This is a genomic window from Pseudomonas putida (assembly GCF_028682475.1).
GTDB lineage: Bacteria > Pseudomonadota > Gammaproteobacteria > Pseudomonadales > Pseudomonadaceae > Aquipseudomonas > Aquipseudomonas putida_AG.
Window position 1 is genome coordinate 14,987 of record NZ_JANHLE010000008.1, and the last position, 18,976, is coordinate 33,962.

Genomic DNA, 18,976 nt, shown 5'->3' on the forward strand with positions numbered 1-18,976 from the left:
GGTAAATTCCGATGAGCGAAGTAGCACTTCTCGATAGCGTGATCGCGTTCCTGGCCAAGCCTTTGGGCAGCTTTATCGACGGCGCACCTGCGCTCGACGATCAGGCCAGTGTGAGCGAGATGATCAACCCGGCAAACGAGCAGACCATTGCCCGCGTTCAGGATGCCAGCGCAGCGCAGGTCGATGCCGCCGTTGCGGCAGCTTCCCGGGCATTCAAGGGCAATTGGGCGCAGGCTTCGCCTTACTTGCGCGGTGTGCTGTTGAACAGGCTGGCGGATGCCATCGAACAGCATGGCGAGGAACTGGCGCAACTCGAAGCCTTGAACTCGGGTAAGGCGATCAATGTTGCCCGCGGACTGGAAGTGGCGCAGTCGGTGGTGTTTCTGCGTTATTTCGCCGGCTGGACCACCAAGATCAATGGCGAAAGCATCACCCCGTCATTGCCGTCGATGGCCGGCGAGCAGTACACCGCCTTCACCCGCCGCGAACCTGTGGGGGTGGTTGCCGGTATCGTGCCGTGGAACTTCCCGCTGTTGATTGCCGTGTGGAAGCTGGGCTCGGCCCTGGCCACCGGTTGCACCATCGTGCTCAAGCCCAGCGAGTTTTCCCCGCTCAGCCTGTTGCGCCTGGTGGAGTTGGCGACCGAGGTGGGAATACCGCAGGGCGCGATCAACGTCGTGACCGGCGCCGGCAAGGTTGGCCAGTGGCTGACCGAGCATGCCGAGGTGCGCAAAGTCTCGTTTACCGGTTCGGTCCCCACCGGCATTGCCGTGGGGGCTGCGGCGATGAAGTCCAAGCTGACCCGTGTCACCCTCGAACTCGGTGGCAAGAACCCCGCCGCGTTGCTGGCCGATGTGAATATCGATGAAGTGGTACCGGGGCTGGTGATGACCGCGTTCACTCACCAGGGGCAGATCTGTGCCTCGCCCGAGCGTATCTATGTGCACCGATCGCGCATTGACGAGCTGGAGCAGAAGCTGGGCGCGGCATTGGCGGGGCTGAAGATCGGCTCGCCGCTGGACGAGAGTGTGCAGCTCGGGCCATTGGCGAACAAGGCGCATTACCAGAAGATTGCCGGTTACTTCGCGCGCATGGGCGATGGCCAGGTGGTGGTGACCGGCGGGCGGACTGTGGGCGGCAAGGGCTATTTTGTCGAGCCGACCTTGCTGCGTGCCGCCAGCCCCGACGACCTGTTCCTCACCGAGGAAACCTTCGGCCCGATCGTCTGCCTGCTGGCCTTCGATAGCGACGAGGAACTGATCGAGCTGCTCAACGACACACCGTACGGCCTCGGTGCCAGCCTCTGGACCAATGACCTGTCCAGGGCCTTGCGGATGATTCCACGCATCGAGTCCGGCACGGTCTGGGTCAACATGCACACCTTCCTCGACCCGGCAGTGCCCTTTGGCGGCAGCAAATCATCGGGAATCGGCCGCGAGTTTGGCAGTGCCTTTATCGAGGCGTTTACCGAGTTGAAGTCGGTGATGATCCGTTACTGACTCAAAGCGGGCAGGGGCGTGCAGGCCTTCTGTCGCATGCCCTTGAAAACACCCGCCGACGGGCCAAATGCGGCCAATTTGGGATAGCCGCCTCCCCCTGTGAAGCCTAGCATCCTGCTTAGCCTGAAGGTCAAAACAATAATTCGCCGCGTCGCATTGCGTGCAAGGATGCCGCGGCTTTCAACCCCGCAAAGACTGCCTCATACAACAAGGTATAAAAAAATGAGCGAATCCCTGCGCGACGGCTCCTCGACGGAGCTGCGGCGTGGCAGCCTCGGTGTTGCCATGATCATCTTCTTTGTATTGTCAGCGGCAAGTCCGCTCAGTGTGCTGGCCGGTGGTTTTCCCATTGGCATCATGCTTGGCAATGGCGCGGGAACGCCTGCATTACTGATTACCACCCTGGTCGTGCTGCTGTGCTTTGCAGCGGGCTATACCCGGATGGCCCGGCACATCAGCCATGCCGGCGGTTTCTATGCCCTGATTACCCGTGGCCTGGGTGGTTTGGCCGGCGGTGCTGCCGGGATGCTGGCGATGGTCGCTTATAACGTGCTGCAAGCGGGTATGTACGGCTTGTTTGGCGCCATTGTCGCCGGCAGCCTGGCCGAGGTGTTCGGCATCCAGGTGCCATGGTGGCTGTGCTCTGCCGTGGCGCTGGGGCTGATTGCCTGCCTTGGCTACCGCAATATCGATCTCTCGGCACGCGTGCTGTCGATCACCGTGATCGCCGAGTATGTCGCCGTCATGGTGCTTGATGTGGCGATTCTGAGCAGTGGCGGGGCGCACGGCGTCAACGCTGATGCGTTCACCGCCGCTCATGTCAGCAGCGGCAACCCGTCCATTGGCCTGCTGTTCTGCTTTGCCGCTTTTATCGGTTTCGAGGCCACAACGCTCTACAGTGAAGAAGCCAAGGATGCCAAGCGCACCATTCCGCGGGCCACGTACCTGTCGGTACTGCTGATCGGCGGCTTCTACACCCTGTCGCTGTGGGCCATGGTGGTCGGCGCCGGGGCTGATGACATCGTGTCTACCCTGCAAGCGCTGCAAGACCCGACCACCTTCCTGTACGCGCTGTCCGACCAGTACGTCGGTTCTGGGCTGACCAACACCATCCGCTTCCTGTTCGTGGCCAGTATGTTCGCCGGGCTGTTGGCGTTCCATAACGCCGCCGCGCGTTACTTCTTCGCCATTGGCCGTGACGGGCTGCTGCCTGGCAAGCTGGGCATCACCCACCGCAAGCATCAAAGCCCGCATCTGGGCTCGGGGCTGCAGTCGCTGATTGCGGCCGGCATTCTCGCGGTGTTTGTGCTGGCCGGGGCCGACCCGGTGCTGCAGTTGTTCTCGTGGTTCTCCAACGTCGCCACCCTGTGCCTGATTCTGCTGATGGTGCTGACCTCGCTGGCGGTCATCGGCTTCTTCAAAGCCAACCCGCAGCACGCCGACAGCCGCCTCAAGTGCTTCATTCTGCCGGCACTCTCCGGGGTCGCGCTGCTGGCGGTGTTGATCACCGCTATCGTCCACTTCGATGTGCTGACCGGCGCCAGTACCACCTTGTCTCTGGCCTTGTGCATGGTGGTCCCTGTGGCGGCGCTGGCCGGGGTGCTGCTCGCCGCACGCTTGCGCAGTGTTGCCCCGCTCAGGTTCAGCGGCCTGGGTAATCACGCTGCCTGATGGCCTTCTAGCATCAACCTGGATTAGCGGATGAGTGGTCGCTAAAGGACAAGGCCTTTGGCCTGTAGCTTGCTTACAATTTGTTACAGGTCAATAACAGGTGTTAACGATGGCGATGTCTGCCCAGATGCAAAGCTTTGACGATGTACAGCTGCACGCGGGTGCGATCGTGGGGTGGCAGCAAACCTACGATCAATTGAGCACCGGCCCTGTGCAGACCGTGCTCAAACACGTCACGGGCGAGCGTTTCCAGATTTTTCAGGAATCATTGAACAAGCGCGTGGTTCAGCACGGGGTGGCGCCGCCGGGTCGGCTGTGCCTGGCAATGCCGATGCGCGGAGGGGAGTCGGCGGTGTTTCAGGGTAAAAGCCTGGGCACCGAATGTGTCACGCTTCTTCACAGTGGCCAGGAGTTTTTCGTGCAGGCCGCCGAAGGCATGGACCTGCTGGCCATTACCGTAGAAGCCACTCGTCTGGAAAACCTCGCCGCCAGGGAGTTCTCGGACAGTGAAATGCGCCGCCTGGCGCGCGTCTCGCGTCTGGAGTTACGCCAGCAAGTGCTGCAAACCGTGCGCAAGCGTCTGGAAGAGGTGGTAACCGCTGCACTGCAAAACAGCTTTCTGCCGGAACACCTGCTGGAAGATCTGACCCTGGAGTGCATGCTCGATTTACTCGACCATCGGGTAGAAGGCGATTCGGGGCGTTCGGGCAATCACATGGTCAGTGCCTACCTGGTCAAACAGAGCCAGGAGCTGGCGATGGCCCACAATGACGAACCGATTTCAGTGCTCGAATTGTGCGAACGCCTGAATGTCAGTCGGCGCACCCTGCAACGCAGCTTTCAGAGCGTGACGGGCCTGCGCCCGGTTGAGTACTTGCGTTCGGTAAGGCTCAATGCTGCCCGTCGGCGTCTGCGCCAGACCTGTGCCAATGAAGTGACCGTGGCACGCATTGCCAGTGATTTCGGCTTTACCCATCTCGGCCATTTTTCCGGGTATTACAAAACCCTGTTTGGCGAGCACCCGTCGGAGACGCCTCGCCACTAAGCATGAAGAATCGCTTCGCGCGATTGCTTGATCCGTTGCGTGTACGCGCCCTGAATGATGCGCTGTTGATAGTCATGAGGTGTGGTACTGACCAGTTTTTTGAAATCCCGCAGGAAGTGGGACTGGTCGGTAAAACCAAGCTCCATGGCCAGTTCTGAAAATGACAGATCCTGCTCACTGTTGATCGAATGCAAAGCAGCCTGGCAGCGGATGATGCGGCAGAACGCCTTGGGGGTCATGCCGGTATCCTGGGTAAACTGCCGATGAATGGTACGGGTGGTGTAGCCACTCAGCTGTTCAAGTTGTTGTACGCGAATATCGCCCTTGTGTTGCAGCACGGTGTGGATCACCGCAGCGGTGAGGTCAGCGGTTTTGTGCAAGGTGTCAGCTGCAAGGTAGCGGTTGAACACCTTCATTTGTTCGCTAAGCAGCGGGGTTTTAATAACCTCATCGATAAACCGCTGAGCAAGCGATGTCACCTCCAGCAAGTTCAATTCCTGCTCGGTCAACTCTTCGGCTAACGCATTTATAAAACCCGGGATCACACCGGGGGTAAAGCGCACGCCGAAATAATGGTGATTCTCAAGCAGCTCCACTTGCCTGGCTTGCAACGGCGTACCGCAGACCCGCGCACTGGGTTGAGTGCTATCACAATCCACGACGATATCCACGCAACCGTCGGGAATAGCCAGCATCACATTAGCGGACTGGGCTATATCCAGCGCATAGAAATGAGAAATAGCTGGATGCGCAGAGGCAATCACCGAATAGTTCGATGAATTCAATACGAACCAAGGTTGTTCAAACGTACTGGACGCAAATGTAGATATATGCGTTTTTTTCATAAGCGGGACCTGCCACTGTGGTTCTTATTGTTATGCAATGGCCGCACAATGAAATGTGCTTGAACGGGCCACTCATGTCCGAAATATACAATACCCACTCAGTGGGCTCCGTATACTGAACCCCTATGTTGATGGAACAACCAGGCGTCAAGGCCTGAGGGGAGGGCGTGTCCGTGCGCTTTCTCGGGATTGTATCATTTCAGTCTGAGAAAAATTATGTCCAATAATACAAAAATTGATTTTATCTATCTTTCTGAGCAAGACATGATCCGTGCCGGCGTGACCGACATGGCGGGCTGTGTCGATACAATGGAAGAGATGTTTGGCCTGTTGTACGAAGGTGACTATCGTATGGCCGGACCTAATAATGATTCGCACGGCGCAATGGTAACCTTTCCGGAAAACTCGCCCTTCCCGAAGATGCCAAAACCAACCGCCGATCGTCGGCTGATGGCCATGCCCGCTTATCTGGGTGGCAACTTCTGTACCGCCGGCGTGAAATGGTACGGCTCGAATATCGCCAATCGCGAAAAAGGCCTGCCACGCTCGATTCTGATGTTTACCCTTAATGATCCCGACACCGGCGCACCTTTGGCGCACATGTCGGCGAACCTGCTTTCGGCCTACCGTACCGGCGCCATTCCGGGGGTTGGCGCACGCCATCTGGCACGCAAGGATTCCAGGGTTGTCGGCCTGCTGGGCCCGGGTGTGATGGGCAAAACCACCCTTGCAGCCTTTGTTGCCGTGTGCCCGCTGATTGATACCATCAAGATTAAAGGACGCGGCCAGAAGAGCCTTGACGACTTTATTTCCTGGTTGGAAGAAACCTATCCACAAATCGTCAATATTCATGTTGTTGATACCCTTGAAGAAGTAGTGCGCGACTCGGACTTGGTCACTTACTGCAGTTCGGGTGCAACCGGTGACCCACAAACCTATCCTGTTGTGAAGCGCGAGTGGGTCAAGCCCGGTGCATTTATGGCGATGCCCGCTAGTTGCCGGCTGGATGATGGCATGGAACAAGCGGATGTTCGAAAAGTGCTGGACAACACCGGTCTTTATCACGCCTGGTTCGAAGAATTACCCAAGCCTGCGCATAACTGTGTGCCAGTGATCGGTGTGCGTTTCATGGATATGCTCGCCGAAGGAAAGTTGACCGCCGAAGAGCTGGAAGATATTGGCAAGATCATTGTCGGTGATGCGCCGGGTCGTAAAAATGATGAAGAAATCATCATTATGTCGGTGGGCGGAATGCCGGTTGAAGACGTGGCCTGGGGCACGGTCGTATACCGTAATGCGATTGAAAAAGGCATCGGCACCAAGTTGAATCTCTGGGAAACCCCGGTGCTCAGCTAATACGTTTTAGTTAACTTTAAGAGGCACCAGGCATGACCGAAATCATCAAGCTTAAAACCGCGTCAAAGTACGAAGAAATGGGCAGCTACTCGCGTCTGGTCGCGGTCGATAACTGGATTTACGTATCCAATACGGCAGGGCGCAATCCTGAAACCCAGTTGATCTCCGAGGATGTGGTCGAGCAGACCCAGCAGGTGTTCCGCAACATCGAGGCGGCGCTCCATGCCGTTGACTCAAGCCTGGCCGATGTTATTTGTTCGCGCGTATTTATTCAGGACCCGCAGGATGTCGCAAAGGTCATGACCTTGATTGGCGAGAAATTTCGCGGGATCAACCCGGCCAGTACCGTTACCTGTCCACCGTTGGGCTCCACGGTTTACAAAGTCGAGATCGAAGTTACCGCTTACCGCAATGCATCGCGCGCCAACGTGGTGGAAATCAAACTGCCGCGGTAACGACCGAGATCGAAATGGCGCTCCCGTTTACCTGTCTTAACCCCTAGTAAGTCGAGTCTTTGTCATGGCACCCACTATTGCGACTGTGCACACATCAAGCGCGTTTCCGTCGTCCACCTCGGTTGTGATCATTGGCGGTGGCATTATCGGTTTGACCGCTGCACTCTCGCTGGCCGAGCGCAATATTCCGGTAGTGGTGCTGGAAAAAGGCCGACTGGCGGGAGAGCAATCTTCACGCAATCTGGGGTGGGTGCGCAAAACCAGTCGCCACGCCGAAGATATCCCTTTGGCGCAAGCTTCCGATCGTTTGTGGGCACAAATGCCGGAACGGGTAGGCGCCGATGTCGGCTACCGCCAGGCAGGCATCATGTTTGTCGGTCGCAACGAAGCACAGATGGCCATGCACGAAGGTTGGCTCAAGTCGGTGAGTGCGCTATCGCTGGATTCACACCTGCTCAGCAAGCGTGAAATCGAAACCCTGGTGCCGGGTGGTAAAGGCGACTGGGCGGGCGGCATTTATACCCCGTCCGATGGTCGGGCCGAGCCGACATTGGCCGCCAGCGCCATCGCCAAAGCGGCGATGGCCAAGGGCGCGGTGATTATCGAGCACTGTGCGGTACGCACCTTGGTGACCTCGGCCGGCAAGATCAGTGGTGTGGTCACCGAAAAAGGCGAGATCCGCTGTCACCAGGTGCTGCTGGCCGGTGGCGCCTGGTCGAGGCGCTTTCTGGGTAACCACGGGATCGCCCTGCCAACCCTGCCGCTGGTGTGTTCAGTGTTGCGCACCAAACCGATGCAGGGCCCGACCGATATTGCCGTCGGGGCGCCGGATTTCTCCTTTCGCAAGCACAAGGATGGTGGCTACATCATCACCCAGCGCGGCAAGCTGGATGCATTCCTGACCCTCGACCACTTGCTGCTGGGCTCACGCTACTTGCCAGCGTTTCGCGCACAACGGGATTTTTTGCGCGTCTCCTTCGGCAAGCATTTTTTCACGGATCTTGCCCTCGCGCGGCGCTGGAAGGCCGCGAACGTTACCCCGTTCGAGCGGGTCAGGGTGCAGGATCCGCAAGCCAATACATCGCTCAACAACGAAGCGATGAACAACCTCAAAGCCGCCTGGCCGGTGTTTGAACAGGCGCAGATCGAACAGGCCTGGGCCGGCACTATCGATGTGACGCCCGACTCGATCCCGGTGATCGGGCCGGTGCCAAAGCTGCCTGGGCTGACCCTGGCCACCGGCTTTTCCGGGCATGGTTTTGGTACTTCGCCAGCCGCCGGACAACTGGCGGCCGACCTGGTTTCTGGGCACACGCCAATTATCGATCCGGCACCTTATCGCTTTGAACGTTTTGTTTGAGGTGGTTTTGCCAGCAATGCGTTGAAGCGCGGAGATATTGGGGTAAAGTCAGCGTGATGGAGCAATCGCATCACGCTGGAGTCAGAGATGGCGCGACATATACCAATAACAATAGCTACCGATCCGTTGCAGACCTCGCGTATGGCCCGGCTGAAACTGGCCAGTGAAGGCGCCTTGCCGCAGGGCATGCTGCGCGAGGAAATCGATGCCTCGTGGCGGCGCAGTCTGGGTCATGGCCTGAGCTGCCTGGCGTCCGATGAGGTCGAGTTCGGCGTACGTCAGCGCTTGCAGGAGCTGCTCGACGGCAACCGCCTGTTGATCGACGCCGCGACGCCGGAAATGGAATACCTGGTTGCCCGTCAAGGCAACAGCGGGATCATCATCCTTGGCGACGCGCAGGCCAATATCCTCGCCGTCGGCGGTCAGACGGCCGAACTCAATCAGGTCGGCCTGCGCGACCTGCATCCGGGCAGTTGCTGGAGCGAGTCGAGCCGTGGCACCAATGCCATCGGCACGGCGGTGGTCGAGGGCCGTCCGACCCTGATCAACTGCGGCGAGCACTTCCTTGACCGGCTCAGCCCGTTCTCCTGCACCTCGGTGCCGCTGCGCGATCCTCAGGGGCATGTGATCGGCGTTCTCGACCTGACCCGCGAAGGGGTCATGGCCCAGCCTCAGGACAACCTCTCGACACTGATCATGGCGGCCAGCAACATCGAGAGCCGGATGTTTGGCTTGTGCTATCCCGATCAGTTGGTGCTGGCCTTTCACAACCGTGCGCAATACCTCGGCAGTGCCTGGCACGGCCTGCTGGCCCTGAGCCTCGATGGCGAGGTGCTGGCGGCCAACGAACGCGCTTGTGAACTGCTCCAGTTGGCGCGTCCGGCGCTGCTTGGACGGCGTTGCAGCGAGCTGATGGGCGAGCGTACATCAGCCTTCCTCACCCGCCTGTGGAGCGACCGGGTGAACAGCGTGCAGACCGCCAAGGGCGAGTTTTTCTTCCGCGCGGTACACCTGCCGCAGCGTGCCGCCGTGAGTGCGCCGCGAGCCCTTGGCAAAGCGCTGCCCACGCAGAAGCCTGCGCAACTGGAGACCCTGGCCGGCAGCGATGCACGCCTGGCCAGAGCCCTGCGCATGGCGTGCCGGGGCTTGAACAATGATTTGCCGGTGTTGTTGCTTGGCGAAACCGGCACCGGCAAGGAGGTGGTAGCGCGGGCCTTGCACCAGTCCAGCCCGCGTGCCGACAAACCCTTCGTGGCGGTCAACTGCGCCGCCATCCCGGAAGGTCTGATCGAGTCCGAGCTGTTCGGCTATCGCGAAGGCGCCTTCACCGGTTCGCGCCGTGGCGGTATGGTCGGCCGGCTGATGCAGGCCCACGGCGGCACCTTGTTTCTCGACGAAATCGGCGATATGCCGCTGGCCCTGCAGGCCCGCCTGCTCAGGGTGCTGCAGGAGCGCCGGGTGGCGCCGCTTGGCGGTGGCGACGAGCAGGACATCGACGTGGCAGTGATCTGCGCCACCCACCGCGACCTGAAGAGGCTGGTGCTCGACCAGCACTTTCGCGAAGACCTCTACTACCGCATCAATGGCGTCAGCGTGCAGCTGCCGGCCTTGCGCGACCGTGACGACCTGAGCGAGGTCATCGACAGCCTGCTGGCCAAGTTCGGCGCCGAGGGGGTCGACCTGGACAAGGGCCTGCGCGAGCTGCTCGGCAACTTCGACTGGCCGGGTAACATCCGTCAGCTGGAAATGGTCCTGCGTTCGGCGCTGGCCATGCGCGAGCCGGGTGAGCAGGTGCTGAGCCTGGAACACCTGACCGATTGCCTGCTCGAGGAACTCAGTGCCAGTGCGCAGCAATCCGGCAGCATCCGTGACAACGAGGTGGAGTTGATCCGCGGCGCGTTGGCGCGCCACCAGGGCAATGTCTCGGCAGCTGCCGAGGCCTTGGGTATCAGCCGTGCCACGCTGTACCGAAAACTCAAGCAATTGCGCGGATGAGGGGCAATAGATGGGCGGTATTTTTCTCCGGCTGATCAACAGCTCCGACCCGCAATTGATGCGTCACGCGTTGGCCTGGCTGTACGGCTTCGTGCGGCCACACCGGCGCGCGATTGCCGTGTTGCTCGGGCTGTCCCTGACGGCGTCGCTGCTGGTGCTGGTGCAGCCCTGGCTGGTCAAAACCCTGATCGACCAAGGCCTGCTGGCCAAGGACTTCCAGGTACTCTGGCAGGTGGCCCTGATCATGATTGCCGTCGGGGTTGTCGGCATGCTGCTGGCGGGCATCAACCGCTATCTGCATACACGCCTGTCCGGGCGTATTCTGTTCGCCCTGCGCGATGACCTGTACCGCCACCTGCAGCAGTTGTCACCGGCGTTCTATGGGCGCAAGCGCATCGGCGACATTCTTTCCCGGCTCGATGGCGATGTTGCCGAGATCCAGCGCTTTGCCGTGGACTCGCTGTTCGCCGCGGTTTCCAGTGTGATTGGCCTGATCGGTGCGGTCACCCTGATGCTCATGTTGTCCTGGCAGCTGTCGTTGTTGCTGGCGCTGCTGATCCCCATCGAAGTGCTGTGGCTGCGCTGGATGCGCCGCAAGGTTGAACGCGAAGTGCGCAACCTGCGCGAGCGCTCTGCCGATGTCTCGTCGTTTCTGGTCGAGACCCTGCCAGCGATGAAATTCATTCAGGCGGCCGGGCAGCAGCGCCGCGAGTCCGAGCGCCTGGAGCGCCTGGGGCAGGGCTACATGAGCCAGTTGCTGCGGGTGCAGGTCACTGAGTTCTTCACCCAGGCGGTGCCGGGTACGTTGACCTCACTGTGTCGAGCCTGTGCGTTCCTGGTCGGCGGCTATTGGGTGATTCAGGGTACCTGGCAATTGGGCGCACTGATCGCGTTCTCCACCTACCTGGGCATGGCAGTCGGGCCGGTACAGAGCCTGCTCGGTCTGTACGTGGCGGTGCAGCGGATGGCCGTCAGCCTCGGGCGAGTGATGGAATTGCAGCAGGAGCCGGTTGGCGTGCGTCAGGCGACAGCGCCGCTGCCCATGCCACAGGGGCCTGGGGAGCTGCGCCTGGAAACTGTGCATTTCGCCCACGAACAGCGTCTGGGCCGGGTGCTTGGCGGCGTCGATATCTGCATACCGGCAGGCGTGAAAGTGGCAATCAGCGGCGCCTCCGGGGTCGGCAAGTCGACCCTGATCGATCTGCTGCAGCGCTTTTACGACCCTGAGCAGGGGCGCATCCTGCTCGATGGCGCCGACCTGCGCGACCTGGATCTGTTGGCCCTGCGCAGGTCGATTGCCGTGGTCAGCCAGGACATCGTGCTGTTTCGCGGCACCCTGGCGCAGAACCTGGCCTACAGCGTGCCCGAGGCCAGCCGGGCAGACCTTGAGCGAGTGGTGCGCCTGACGCGCCTGGAGTCACTGGTCGAGGCCTTGCCACTTGGCCTCGACGGCCAACTCGGAGAACGTGGCCAGCAACTGTCCGGCGGGCAGAAACAGCGCATCGCCATTGCCCGCGCCTTGCTCCAGGACCCACGGGTGCTGGTGCTCGACGAAGCAACCTCGGCGGTGGACGAGGCGACCGAGCGCGAAGTGATCGCCGCTATCGACCAGCTGTTCGCCGGGCGCACGCGGATTCTCATCAGCCATCGCACCAGTACCCTGGCCGACGCCGACTTGCACCTGCACCTTGAAGACGGCCGTTTGCAAGCGGTCTGGCAGGAGTCTTTACGCAATGACGAATGAACTGTGCGTGGGTGTGATCGACAGCGGCTGTTCGGCGCAGCAGGCCCAGTACCTAACAGGTGGGCGGCGCTTCTGGCTGGAGCAGGACTCGTTGCGTCAAGGTGAATTGCAGGCCGATGCCCTCGGCCATGGCAGCGCGGTGCTTGAGCGACTGCTAGCGCAGTCCGATGGCCTGTCGGTGAAGGTCGCCCAGGTCTTCGACAGCCGCGGCGCGACCTCGGTTTTGCAAGTCAGTGCGGCGTTGCTGTGGCTGGTGGAGCAAGGCGTGAGCCTGGTCAATCTTAGTCTCGGCCTGGCCCAGGATCGAGCGGTCCTGCGCCAGGCCTGCGCCGTGGCGGTGGAGGCCGGCGTGCTGCTTTGTGCGTCCAGCCCCGCGCGTGGCGCGCCGGTCTATCCGGCCAGCTACCCGGGCGTGCTGCGCATCACCGGCGATGCGCGCTGTGAAGCGGGGCAATGGTCGTGGCTGGATACTGCGCAGGCAGACTTTGGCGCAGCGGTCGGCGAGGGCGCAGGTACTGCCGGTGCGAGCCTGGCCTGTGCGGCCCTGAGCGGGCAGATTGCGACCTATCTACGCGACTATCGACAGGCGACACGCGAGCAGGTGTTGGCGTATTTGCGCGACAATGCAGCCTTCATTGGCCCTGAGCGCCGTGGAGGCGGGCATGGCTGATCCGCGCATCCTTATTCTGGGTGCCGGCCCTGCCGGTGCGGCCACCGCCATCGGCCTGCGGCGCCTGGGTTATGCAGTTACCGTGGTGTCCGAGTGGCGTCGCTTCGCGGCCGTGGAAGGCGTTTCGCAGCGGGTGCTGGAGGGCCTGCGCCACGCTGGCTTGGGCAGCGCTCTCGATGAAGCCGCAACGCCCGCGACCCGCCAGGTACAGTGGAATGGTCAGCACCTGCAACTGAATCAGGAATATCTGCTCGACCGGCAAGCGTTTGATCGGGCCCTGCGACATGATCTGCAGCGGGCCGGGGTTTCCTTGGTCGAAGGCCGGGTGCGTGAAGTGCTGCACCAAGGTGGCCATCAGGTGCACCTGGACGATGGACAGACCCTTCAAGCCGAGTTTCTGGTGGAGGCCCGTGGCCGCCAGGCGCCGCTGGCGGGCGATCGCTTGCGTGGCCCGGAGACGGTCAGCCTGCTCAATCTCTGGCAGGGCGAGCCTGGCGTGCCGGCCTCGGCGGTGGAAAGCCTCGACGATGGCTGGGCGTGGATGGCCCGTTTGGCGGATGGCCGCTGCTATTGGCAGATCACCTTGAATGCCGAAGGGTTGCCAGGTAAAGCCGATCTGGCCGAGTACTGCGCTGAACGCCGACGCCGTTCGCAGCTGGTGGCCGAGCTGTTCGATGCGCATGCCCTGGCGCCGGCAACCGTCCATGCCCGCAGCAGCACGGCGATTCTGGCGGGCGAGTGTGCGGGCGACGATTGGCTGCGGGTAGGCGATGCGGCCATGGCGGTTGATCCGCTGTCGGGGAACGGGATTTTTCAGTCGCTGTCCTCGGCGTTGCAGGCGCCGGTGGTGATCAACACGCTGTTGCGCTGCCCGCAGCGGGCGGCTTTGGCGCGGGGTTTTCATCAGCAACGGATCGAGCAGCTATTCCTGCGCTTTGCCCGCATCGGACGGGACTTTTATGCCCAGGAACATGCGCGGGCAGATGGGGCGTTCTGGGCGCGCAGGCGGCAATGGCCGGATGCGCAGCCGCTGCATGAGGCCGCCCACTGGGATGCCGTGCGCGTCGAGCGGCGCCCGGTGTTGCGCGAAGGGCTGGTGGAGGAGGCCGAGGTGGTGGTGACCGCCGATCAGCCGTTGGGCGTGTGGCATTTGCAGGGAATTGAGTTGGCACCTGTGGTGCGCGGGGTGCAAGACGGGCTTGAACTGGCGCAGGTGTTAAGCGATCGGTCGACGGAGCAGCAAATGATGATGCGGCGTTGGCTGGCCGAGCAAGGGTATGGCTTGTAGGAGCGGATTTATCCGCGATGCCCGGCATCGCCGGGCCAGGGGCGCTACGCGCCCCATCGCGGATAAATCCGCTCCTACAGTTTGATCAGCACCGATTTCAGCTCGGTGTAGTGCTCGATCGCCGCAGCGCCCATTTCCCGACCCACGCCAGACAGCTTGTAACCACCGAACGGCAGTGCCGGATCCAGCGCGCTGTGACAGTTGACCCACACCGAACCGGACTTGATCCGCGGGATCATCCGGTGCACCGCCGCCAGGTCGTTGGACCAGATGCTCGCGCCCAGGCCGTAAGGGTTGTCGTTCGCCAGGCGCACCACTTCATCGATGTCGTCGAAGGGCATGGCGACCAGCACCGGGCCGAAAATCTCTTCCTGAACCAGGCGATGACGCTGATCGACGTCAACGATCACCGTCGGCTTGACGAAATACCCCGGACCAAAACCTTCGCCACCGCAGGCGATGGTGGCGCCCAGTTCGCGGCCAAGGTTGATGTAGCCGGTCACCCGGTCCTGCTGTTTGGCGGAGATCAGCGGGCCCATCTGCACTTGCGGATCAAGGCCGTTGCCGAGTTTCATGCCGTTGGCAATCGAGGCGATGTCGGCCACCACATTGTCGAAATGCTTGCGGTGCACATAGAGGCGTGAACCGGCGCAGCACACCTGGCCCTGGTTGAAGAAGATCGCCGTGGCAGCACCCGCGGCAGCCTCCTGCAAGTTGGCGTCGGGCATGACGATGGTCGGCGACTTGCCGCCCAGCTCCAGGGTCACGCGGGTCATGTTTTCCATGGCCGCCTTGCCGATCTGTTTGCCGACTTCGGTGGAGCCGGTGAAGGTCAGTTTGTCCACACCAGGGTGGCGGGTCAGGGCGGCACCGGCACTCAGGCCGGTGCCGGTGACGACGTTGAATACGCCATCCGGATAAGCGGCTTCCTGCACCAGTTCGGCCAGCTTCAACGCTGTCAGCGGGGTTTCGTCGGCAGGTTTGAGCACCATGGTGCAGCCGGTGGCGAGCGCCGGCCCGAGCTTCCAGCAGGCCAGCAGCAGCGGGAAGTTCCAGGCAACGATGGCGCCGACTACACCGATGGCTTCGCGGCGGATGAAACCGTGGAACTGATCGTCGGGCATCAACGGCAGCGAAGGCTCCACCGTCGTGCCTTCAATCTTGGTGGCCCAGCCAGCCATGTAGCGCAGAAAGTCGATGGCCAGTTGCACGTCCATGACTTTGGCCACTGCAGCGCTCTTGCCGTTGTTCAAGCACTCAAGTTCGGCCAGTTCCTGCGCGTCACGCTCCATCAGTTCGGCCAGGCGCCACAGCAGGTTCTGCCGCTCACGGGGACGCATGCGGCTCCAGGCCGAGTCATCGAACGCTGCGCGCGCCGCCTTGACGGCGCGGTCGACATCGTCGCCGTCAGCGCAGGGGACTTCGCCCAGCACTTCGCCAGTGGCCGGGTTGCGAAAGCTCATGGTCTTGCCACTCTGCGCGTCCTGCCAGTCGGCGCCGATGCGCATCTTCAGTTTGCGGTCGAGAAAAGCCTGGGTGCGGGGGAGGATGGGCAGGGTCGAAAGCATGGGGGCAACGCCTCTTTTCATTGGATGTGCAGGGGCTTTCGCAACCGCCATGCCAAGGTCGAAAACTGCTACCAAGTCATTGATATTAAGCGCTTTATGTTCATTTTTCGGCGACGCAAAGCCGCCCACGTTGTAGCACTTTGAGACGGCATGAGACGTCAGTGGAACAGTTCAGCGTTGGCCTAAGCTCATAAGGCGCGATGCGCCTGTCTCACGCTGCAACGGGCTGTCGCAAATTTAGACGCCCGGCGTGGATCCCGGGCCGTTGCAAGGCCGCCGTGGTTTCGCTTAACGCATTGAAAATAAACACTTTGGCCAGGTTGGCACAGTTCCTGTATTGAACATTCGCAGAAGTACCTACGGCACCCAGCGTGCAATAACGATAAGAACAACACCGTGGAGGTCTGACCTTGAGAACGACTCGACTCCGGCGACACACCAGCCGCCTGGCGCTGATCGCCGCCGCCTTGCTATGTACCCAGGTCCAGGCCAAAGAGCCCGGCGCCGACCTGCTACAGAGCAAGTGCATGGGCTGTCACACTGCCGAGGGCAACGACAGCTACAGCCGTATCAGCCACCAGCGCAAAACCCCCGAAGGCTGGCTGATAAGCATCGGCCGCATGCAGGTCATGCATGGTCTGCAGATCAGCGATGATGACCGCCGCACGCTGGTCAAGTACCTGGCCGACAAGCAAGGCCTGGCACCCAGTGAGACCGAGGGGGTGCGTTATGCCATGGAGCGCCGCCTGAACACGGTTGAACAGTTTGACGAAAAGCTCAGCCAGACCTGCGGCCGTTGCCACTCCGGTGCACGGGTCGCGCTGCAGCGGCGCCCGGCCAAGGAATGGGAACATCTGGTCCACTTCCACTTGGGTCAATGGCCTTCACTCGAGTACCAGGCGCTGTCGCGGGACCGCGACTGGCTTGAGATCGCCTTGAAAGAAATGGTGCCAGACTTGGCCAAGCGCTACCCGCTGGACAATCCCGCCTGGACCGACTGGCAGAAAACCCGGCCCAAGGCCGAGGTGCTGCTGGGACAGTGGGCGTTTAGCGGCCATATGCTGACCAAGGGCGATGTGCGCGGTGAAATGACCGTTAGCGCAGGCCAGGGTGATGCCTTCAAGGTGCAGGTCGAAGGCACTTATGCCGACGGTACGCCGTTCCAGGGCAGCGGCTCGGCCATTCTCTACAACGGTTTCGAATGGCGCGCCAGTGTGCAGATCGGTGACACCGCCATGCGTCAGGTCTTCGCCGCCGTCGATGGCGAGATGAAAGGCCGCATGTTCGAGGCCGAGCACGACGAACGCGGCCTGGATTTCACTGCCGTGAAGGAGGGCAAGGCCCGGTTGCTGGCGGTACAGCCTGCGTTCATCAAGGCCGGCAGCGAGGCTGAGCTGACGCTGGTGGGCAGCGGCTTGTCCGGCAAGCCGGACCTTGGCCCGGGTATCGAGGTGACCCAAGTGCTCGAATCAAGTGCCAACCAGGTTCGGGTCAAGGCCCGCGCCGCGGCCGATGCGGCGCCAGGCCTGCGCGAAGTCAGCCAGGGCGGGTTGAAAGGGCCGAGCCTGGCAGTCTACGACAAAGTCGAGGAAGTGAAAGTGGTGCCGGCGTTCTCCATCGCCCGCATCGGTGAGAACGGCGGCAGTACGCCGAAGGTGCAAGGGCGCTTCGAGGCCGAGGCCTGGGGCAAAGATGCCAAGGGCCAGCCGCTGCGTATTGGCTATCTGCCGGCGCAGTGGTCGGTCGAGCCTTACACCGAAAAAGCCAGGGAAGACGAAGACGTCAAGTTCGCCGGGCAGATGCTCGAGAACGGCATCTTCATGCCCGCTGGTGCCGGCCCCAACCCTGAGCGGCGGATGATGACCAACAACGCGGGCAACCTGAAAGTGATCGCCCAGCTCGAGGACGGCGGACAGAAGGGCGAAGGCCACCTGATCGTCACCGTGCAACGCTGGAACAACCCACCGCTGCCGTGATCGGCCGTGGACCCAACGGGCACTGCGGTGCCTGGATGCCAACGTTGATCACAATGCACATCGGGAGGTCGCCATGGGCGCACTATTGAATCTGGTCGAACGCAACCTGCACGAAGTGCAGGTGGATGCCGACCGCATGCTGTTCCATATCCCCAGCAGTTCGCTGTTTGCTACCGACGCCGTCACAGGCGGCATCATCGACACCTTGCGCGAGCAGGGCTGTTCGCCTGAGGAGTTGCAGCAACGTTTGCAATCACGCTTCAGCGGTGACGACATCATCGACACCCTGCGCGAGCTGATTGCCCTGGAAGTGGTCAGTGACGGCTCGCCGCTGACCCCGGAAATCGGCGTAAAACGCGTCGAGCGTACGGCGATCAATACCGTGGTGTTGAACGTCAACACCGGCTGCAACCTGAGCTGCACCTACTGCTACAAGGAAGACCTGGACAAGCCCTCGGCGGGCAAAAAAATGGACGTGGAAACAGCCATCGCTTCGGTGGAGATGCTGCTCAAGGAATCCCCGGATGAAGAGCGTTTCACGGTGGTGTTTTTCGGCGGCGAACCCCTGAGCAATCGCAAGCTGATTGAGTACATGGTCGACTATTGTGAGAAGCGCTTTGCCGAGGCCGGCAAGCTTGTCGAGTTCGTGATGACCACCAACGCCACGCTGCTCACCGAGGAGACCGTGGATTACCTCAACGCCCACCGCTTTGGCCTGTCGGTGAGCATCGACGGCCCCAAGACCGTCCATGACCGCAACCGCATCACCGTCGGCGGGCAGGGTACCTATGACGTGGTGCGGCGCAAAGCCGAGATGCTGCTGTCGCGCTACAACAGCCGCCCGGTAGGTGCACGGGTGACCTTGACCACCGGTGTGACCGATGTCGAAACCATTTGGGATCACCTGTTCAACGAACTGGGGTTTGCCGAAGTCGGTTTCGCCCCGGTGACCTCCGGTGACATCAGCAGCTTCAACCTCACCAGCGATGAACTGGTGCAGGTGTTCGCCAACATGAAGGCCCTTGGCCGGCGTTACCTGGAAGCCGCATTGGAACACCGCAATATCGGCTTCTCCAACCTCCATCAGCTGATTACCGACATCCATGAAGGGCACAAGAAAGCCCTGCCGTGCGGCGCCGGCTTGAAGATGCTGGCGGTCGATCACAAGGGCGAGCTGAACCTGTGCCATCGCTTCACCGGCTCCAGCCTGCCGACCTTTGGCAACGTCCACAGCGGGGTGAAACAGGTGGAGCTGAACGACTTCCTGTCCCAGCGCCTGGACCGCAGCGGTACTGGCTGCGACAGCTGCCGCATCCGCAATCTGTGCTCGGGCGGCTGCTACCACGAAAGTTATGCCCGCTACGGCGATCCTACTCATCCGACCTATCACTACTGCGAGTTGATGCGCGACTGGGTCGACTTCGGCATCGAAGTCTACAGCCGCATCATGGCCGCCAATCCGGCCTTCATCAGCCGCTACATCACTCCGCGGAAGGCGCATTGA

The 18,976-nt window shown here is 61.3% G+C and carries 14 protein-coding genes; 12 read left to right on the forward strand and 2 right to left on the reverse strand.

Annotated elements, in window-relative coordinates; translation table 11 throughout:
• Positions 1-11 precede the first annotated feature (11 nt).
• From NPS47_RS09075 to NPS47_RS09085, 3 genes are all read left to right on the forward strand, one after another.
• Positions 12-1,499: an aldehyde dehydrogenase family protein gene (locus NPS47_RS09075; protein WP_274294654.1), complete on the forward strand. Its 1,488-nt coding sequence runs from the start codon at positions 12-14 to the stop codon at positions 1,497-1,499.
• Between the two features lie 222 nt (positions 1,500-1,721).
• Positions 1,722-3,170 carry an APC family permease gene (locus NPS47_RS09080; protein ID WP_274294655.1) on the forward strand — a complete coding sequence of 483 codons (1,449 nt, stop codon included), beginning with the start codon at positions 1,722-1,724 and terminating at the stop codon, positions 3,168-3,170.
• Between the two features lie 109 nt (positions 3,171-3,279).
• Positions 3,280-4,215 carry a helix-turn-helix domain-containing protein gene (locus tag NPS47_RS09085; RefSeq protein ID WP_274294656.1) on the forward strand — a complete coding sequence of 312 codons (936 nt, stop codon included), beginning with the start codon at positions 3,280-3,282 and terminating at the stop codon, positions 4,213-4,215.
• Here the strand turns inward: NPS47_RS09085 and NPS47_RS09090 are convergent.
• A complete protein-coding gene (locus NPS47_RS09090; protein WP_274294657.1) occupies positions 4,212-5,060 on the reverse strand; it encodes an AraC family transcriptional regulator in 849 nt (282 codons plus the stop codon). The genes NPS47_RS09085 and NPS47_RS09090 overlap by 4 nt on opposite strands.
• Before the next feature lie 216 nt (positions 5,061-5,276).
• On the opposite strand from NPS47_RS09090, the gene NPS47_RS09095 reads away from it, so the two are divergent.
• From NPS47_RS09095 to qhpG, 7 genes are all read left to right on the forward strand, one after another.
• A complete protein-coding gene (locus tag NPS47_RS09095; RefSeq protein ID WP_274294658.1) occupies positions 5,277-6,416 on the forward strand; it encodes a tyramine oxidase subunit B in 1,140 nt (379 codons plus the stop codon).
• A 32-nt stretch (positions 6,417-6,448) separates the two neighbouring features.
• A complete protein-coding gene (locus NPS47_RS09100) occupies positions 6,449-6,871 on the forward strand; it encodes a Rid family hydrolase (protein WP_274294659.1) in 423 nt (140 codons plus the stop codon).
• 64 nt (positions 6,872-6,935) lie between these two features.
• On the forward strand, positions 6,936-8,231 hold the full coding sequence (locus NPS47_RS09105) for an NAD(P)/FAD-dependent oxidoreductase (protein ID WP_274294660.1): 1,296 nt from the start codon (positions 6,936-6,938) through the stop codon (positions 8,229-8,231).
• An 87-nt stretch (positions 8,232-8,318) separates the two neighbouring features.
• Positions 8,319-10,226, forward strand: coding sequence for a sigma-54-dependent Fis family transcriptional regulator (locus NPS47_RS09110; RefSeq protein ID WP_274294661.1), 1,908 nt, complete (start codon positions 8,319-8,321; stop codon positions 10,224-10,226).
• Positions 10,227-10,236: 10 nt separating this feature from the next.
• A complete protein-coding gene (locus tag NPS47_RS09115; protein ID WP_274294662.1) occupies positions 10,237-11,970 on the forward strand; it encodes an ABC transporter ATP-binding protein in 1,734 nt (577 codons plus the stop codon).
• Positions 11,960-12,640, forward strand: a complete 681-nt coding sequence (gene qhpE / locus NPS47_RS09120; protein WP_274294663.1) for a subtilisin-like serine protease QhpE — start codon at positions 11,960-11,962, stop codon at positions 12,638-12,640. Before NPS47_RS09115 ends, qhpE begins: the two co-directional genes overlap by 11 nt.
• Complete coding sequence (gene qhpG / locus NPS47_RS09125) at positions 12,633-13,928, forward strand: flavin-dependent monooxygenase QhpG (RefSeq protein WP_274294664.1); 1,296 nt, start codon at positions 12,633-12,635, stop codon at positions 13,926-13,928. The genes qhpE and qhpG overlap by 8 nt, the downstream gene beginning before the upstream one ends.
• A 74-nt stretch (positions 13,929-14,002) precedes the next feature.
• On the opposite strand, the gene NPS47_RS09130 is transcribed toward qhpG, so the two are convergent.
• Entirely contained in the window at positions 14,003-15,496 is a 1,494-nt protein-coding gene (locus NPS47_RS09130; protein WP_274294665.1) for an aldehyde dehydrogenase family protein, read from the reverse strand.
• A 410-nt stretch (positions 15,497-15,906) separates the two neighbouring features.
• On the opposite strand from NPS47_RS09130, the gene peaA reads away from it, so the two are divergent.
• Together peaA and peaB are read left to right on the forward strand one after the other, a co-directional pair.
• Positions 15,907-17,472, forward strand: coding sequence for a quinohemoprotein amine dehydrogenase subunit alpha (gene peaA / locus NPS47_RS09135; RefSeq protein WP_425313485.1), 1,566 nt, complete (start codon positions 15,907-15,909; stop codon positions 17,470-17,472).
• A 73-nt stretch (positions 17,473-17,545) separates the two neighbouring features.
• Complete coding sequence (peaB, locus tag NPS47_RS09140) at positions 17,546-18,976, forward strand: quinohemoprotein amine dehydrogenase maturation protein (RefSeq protein ID WP_274294666.1); 1,431 nt, start codon at positions 17,546-17,548, stop codon at positions 18,974-18,976.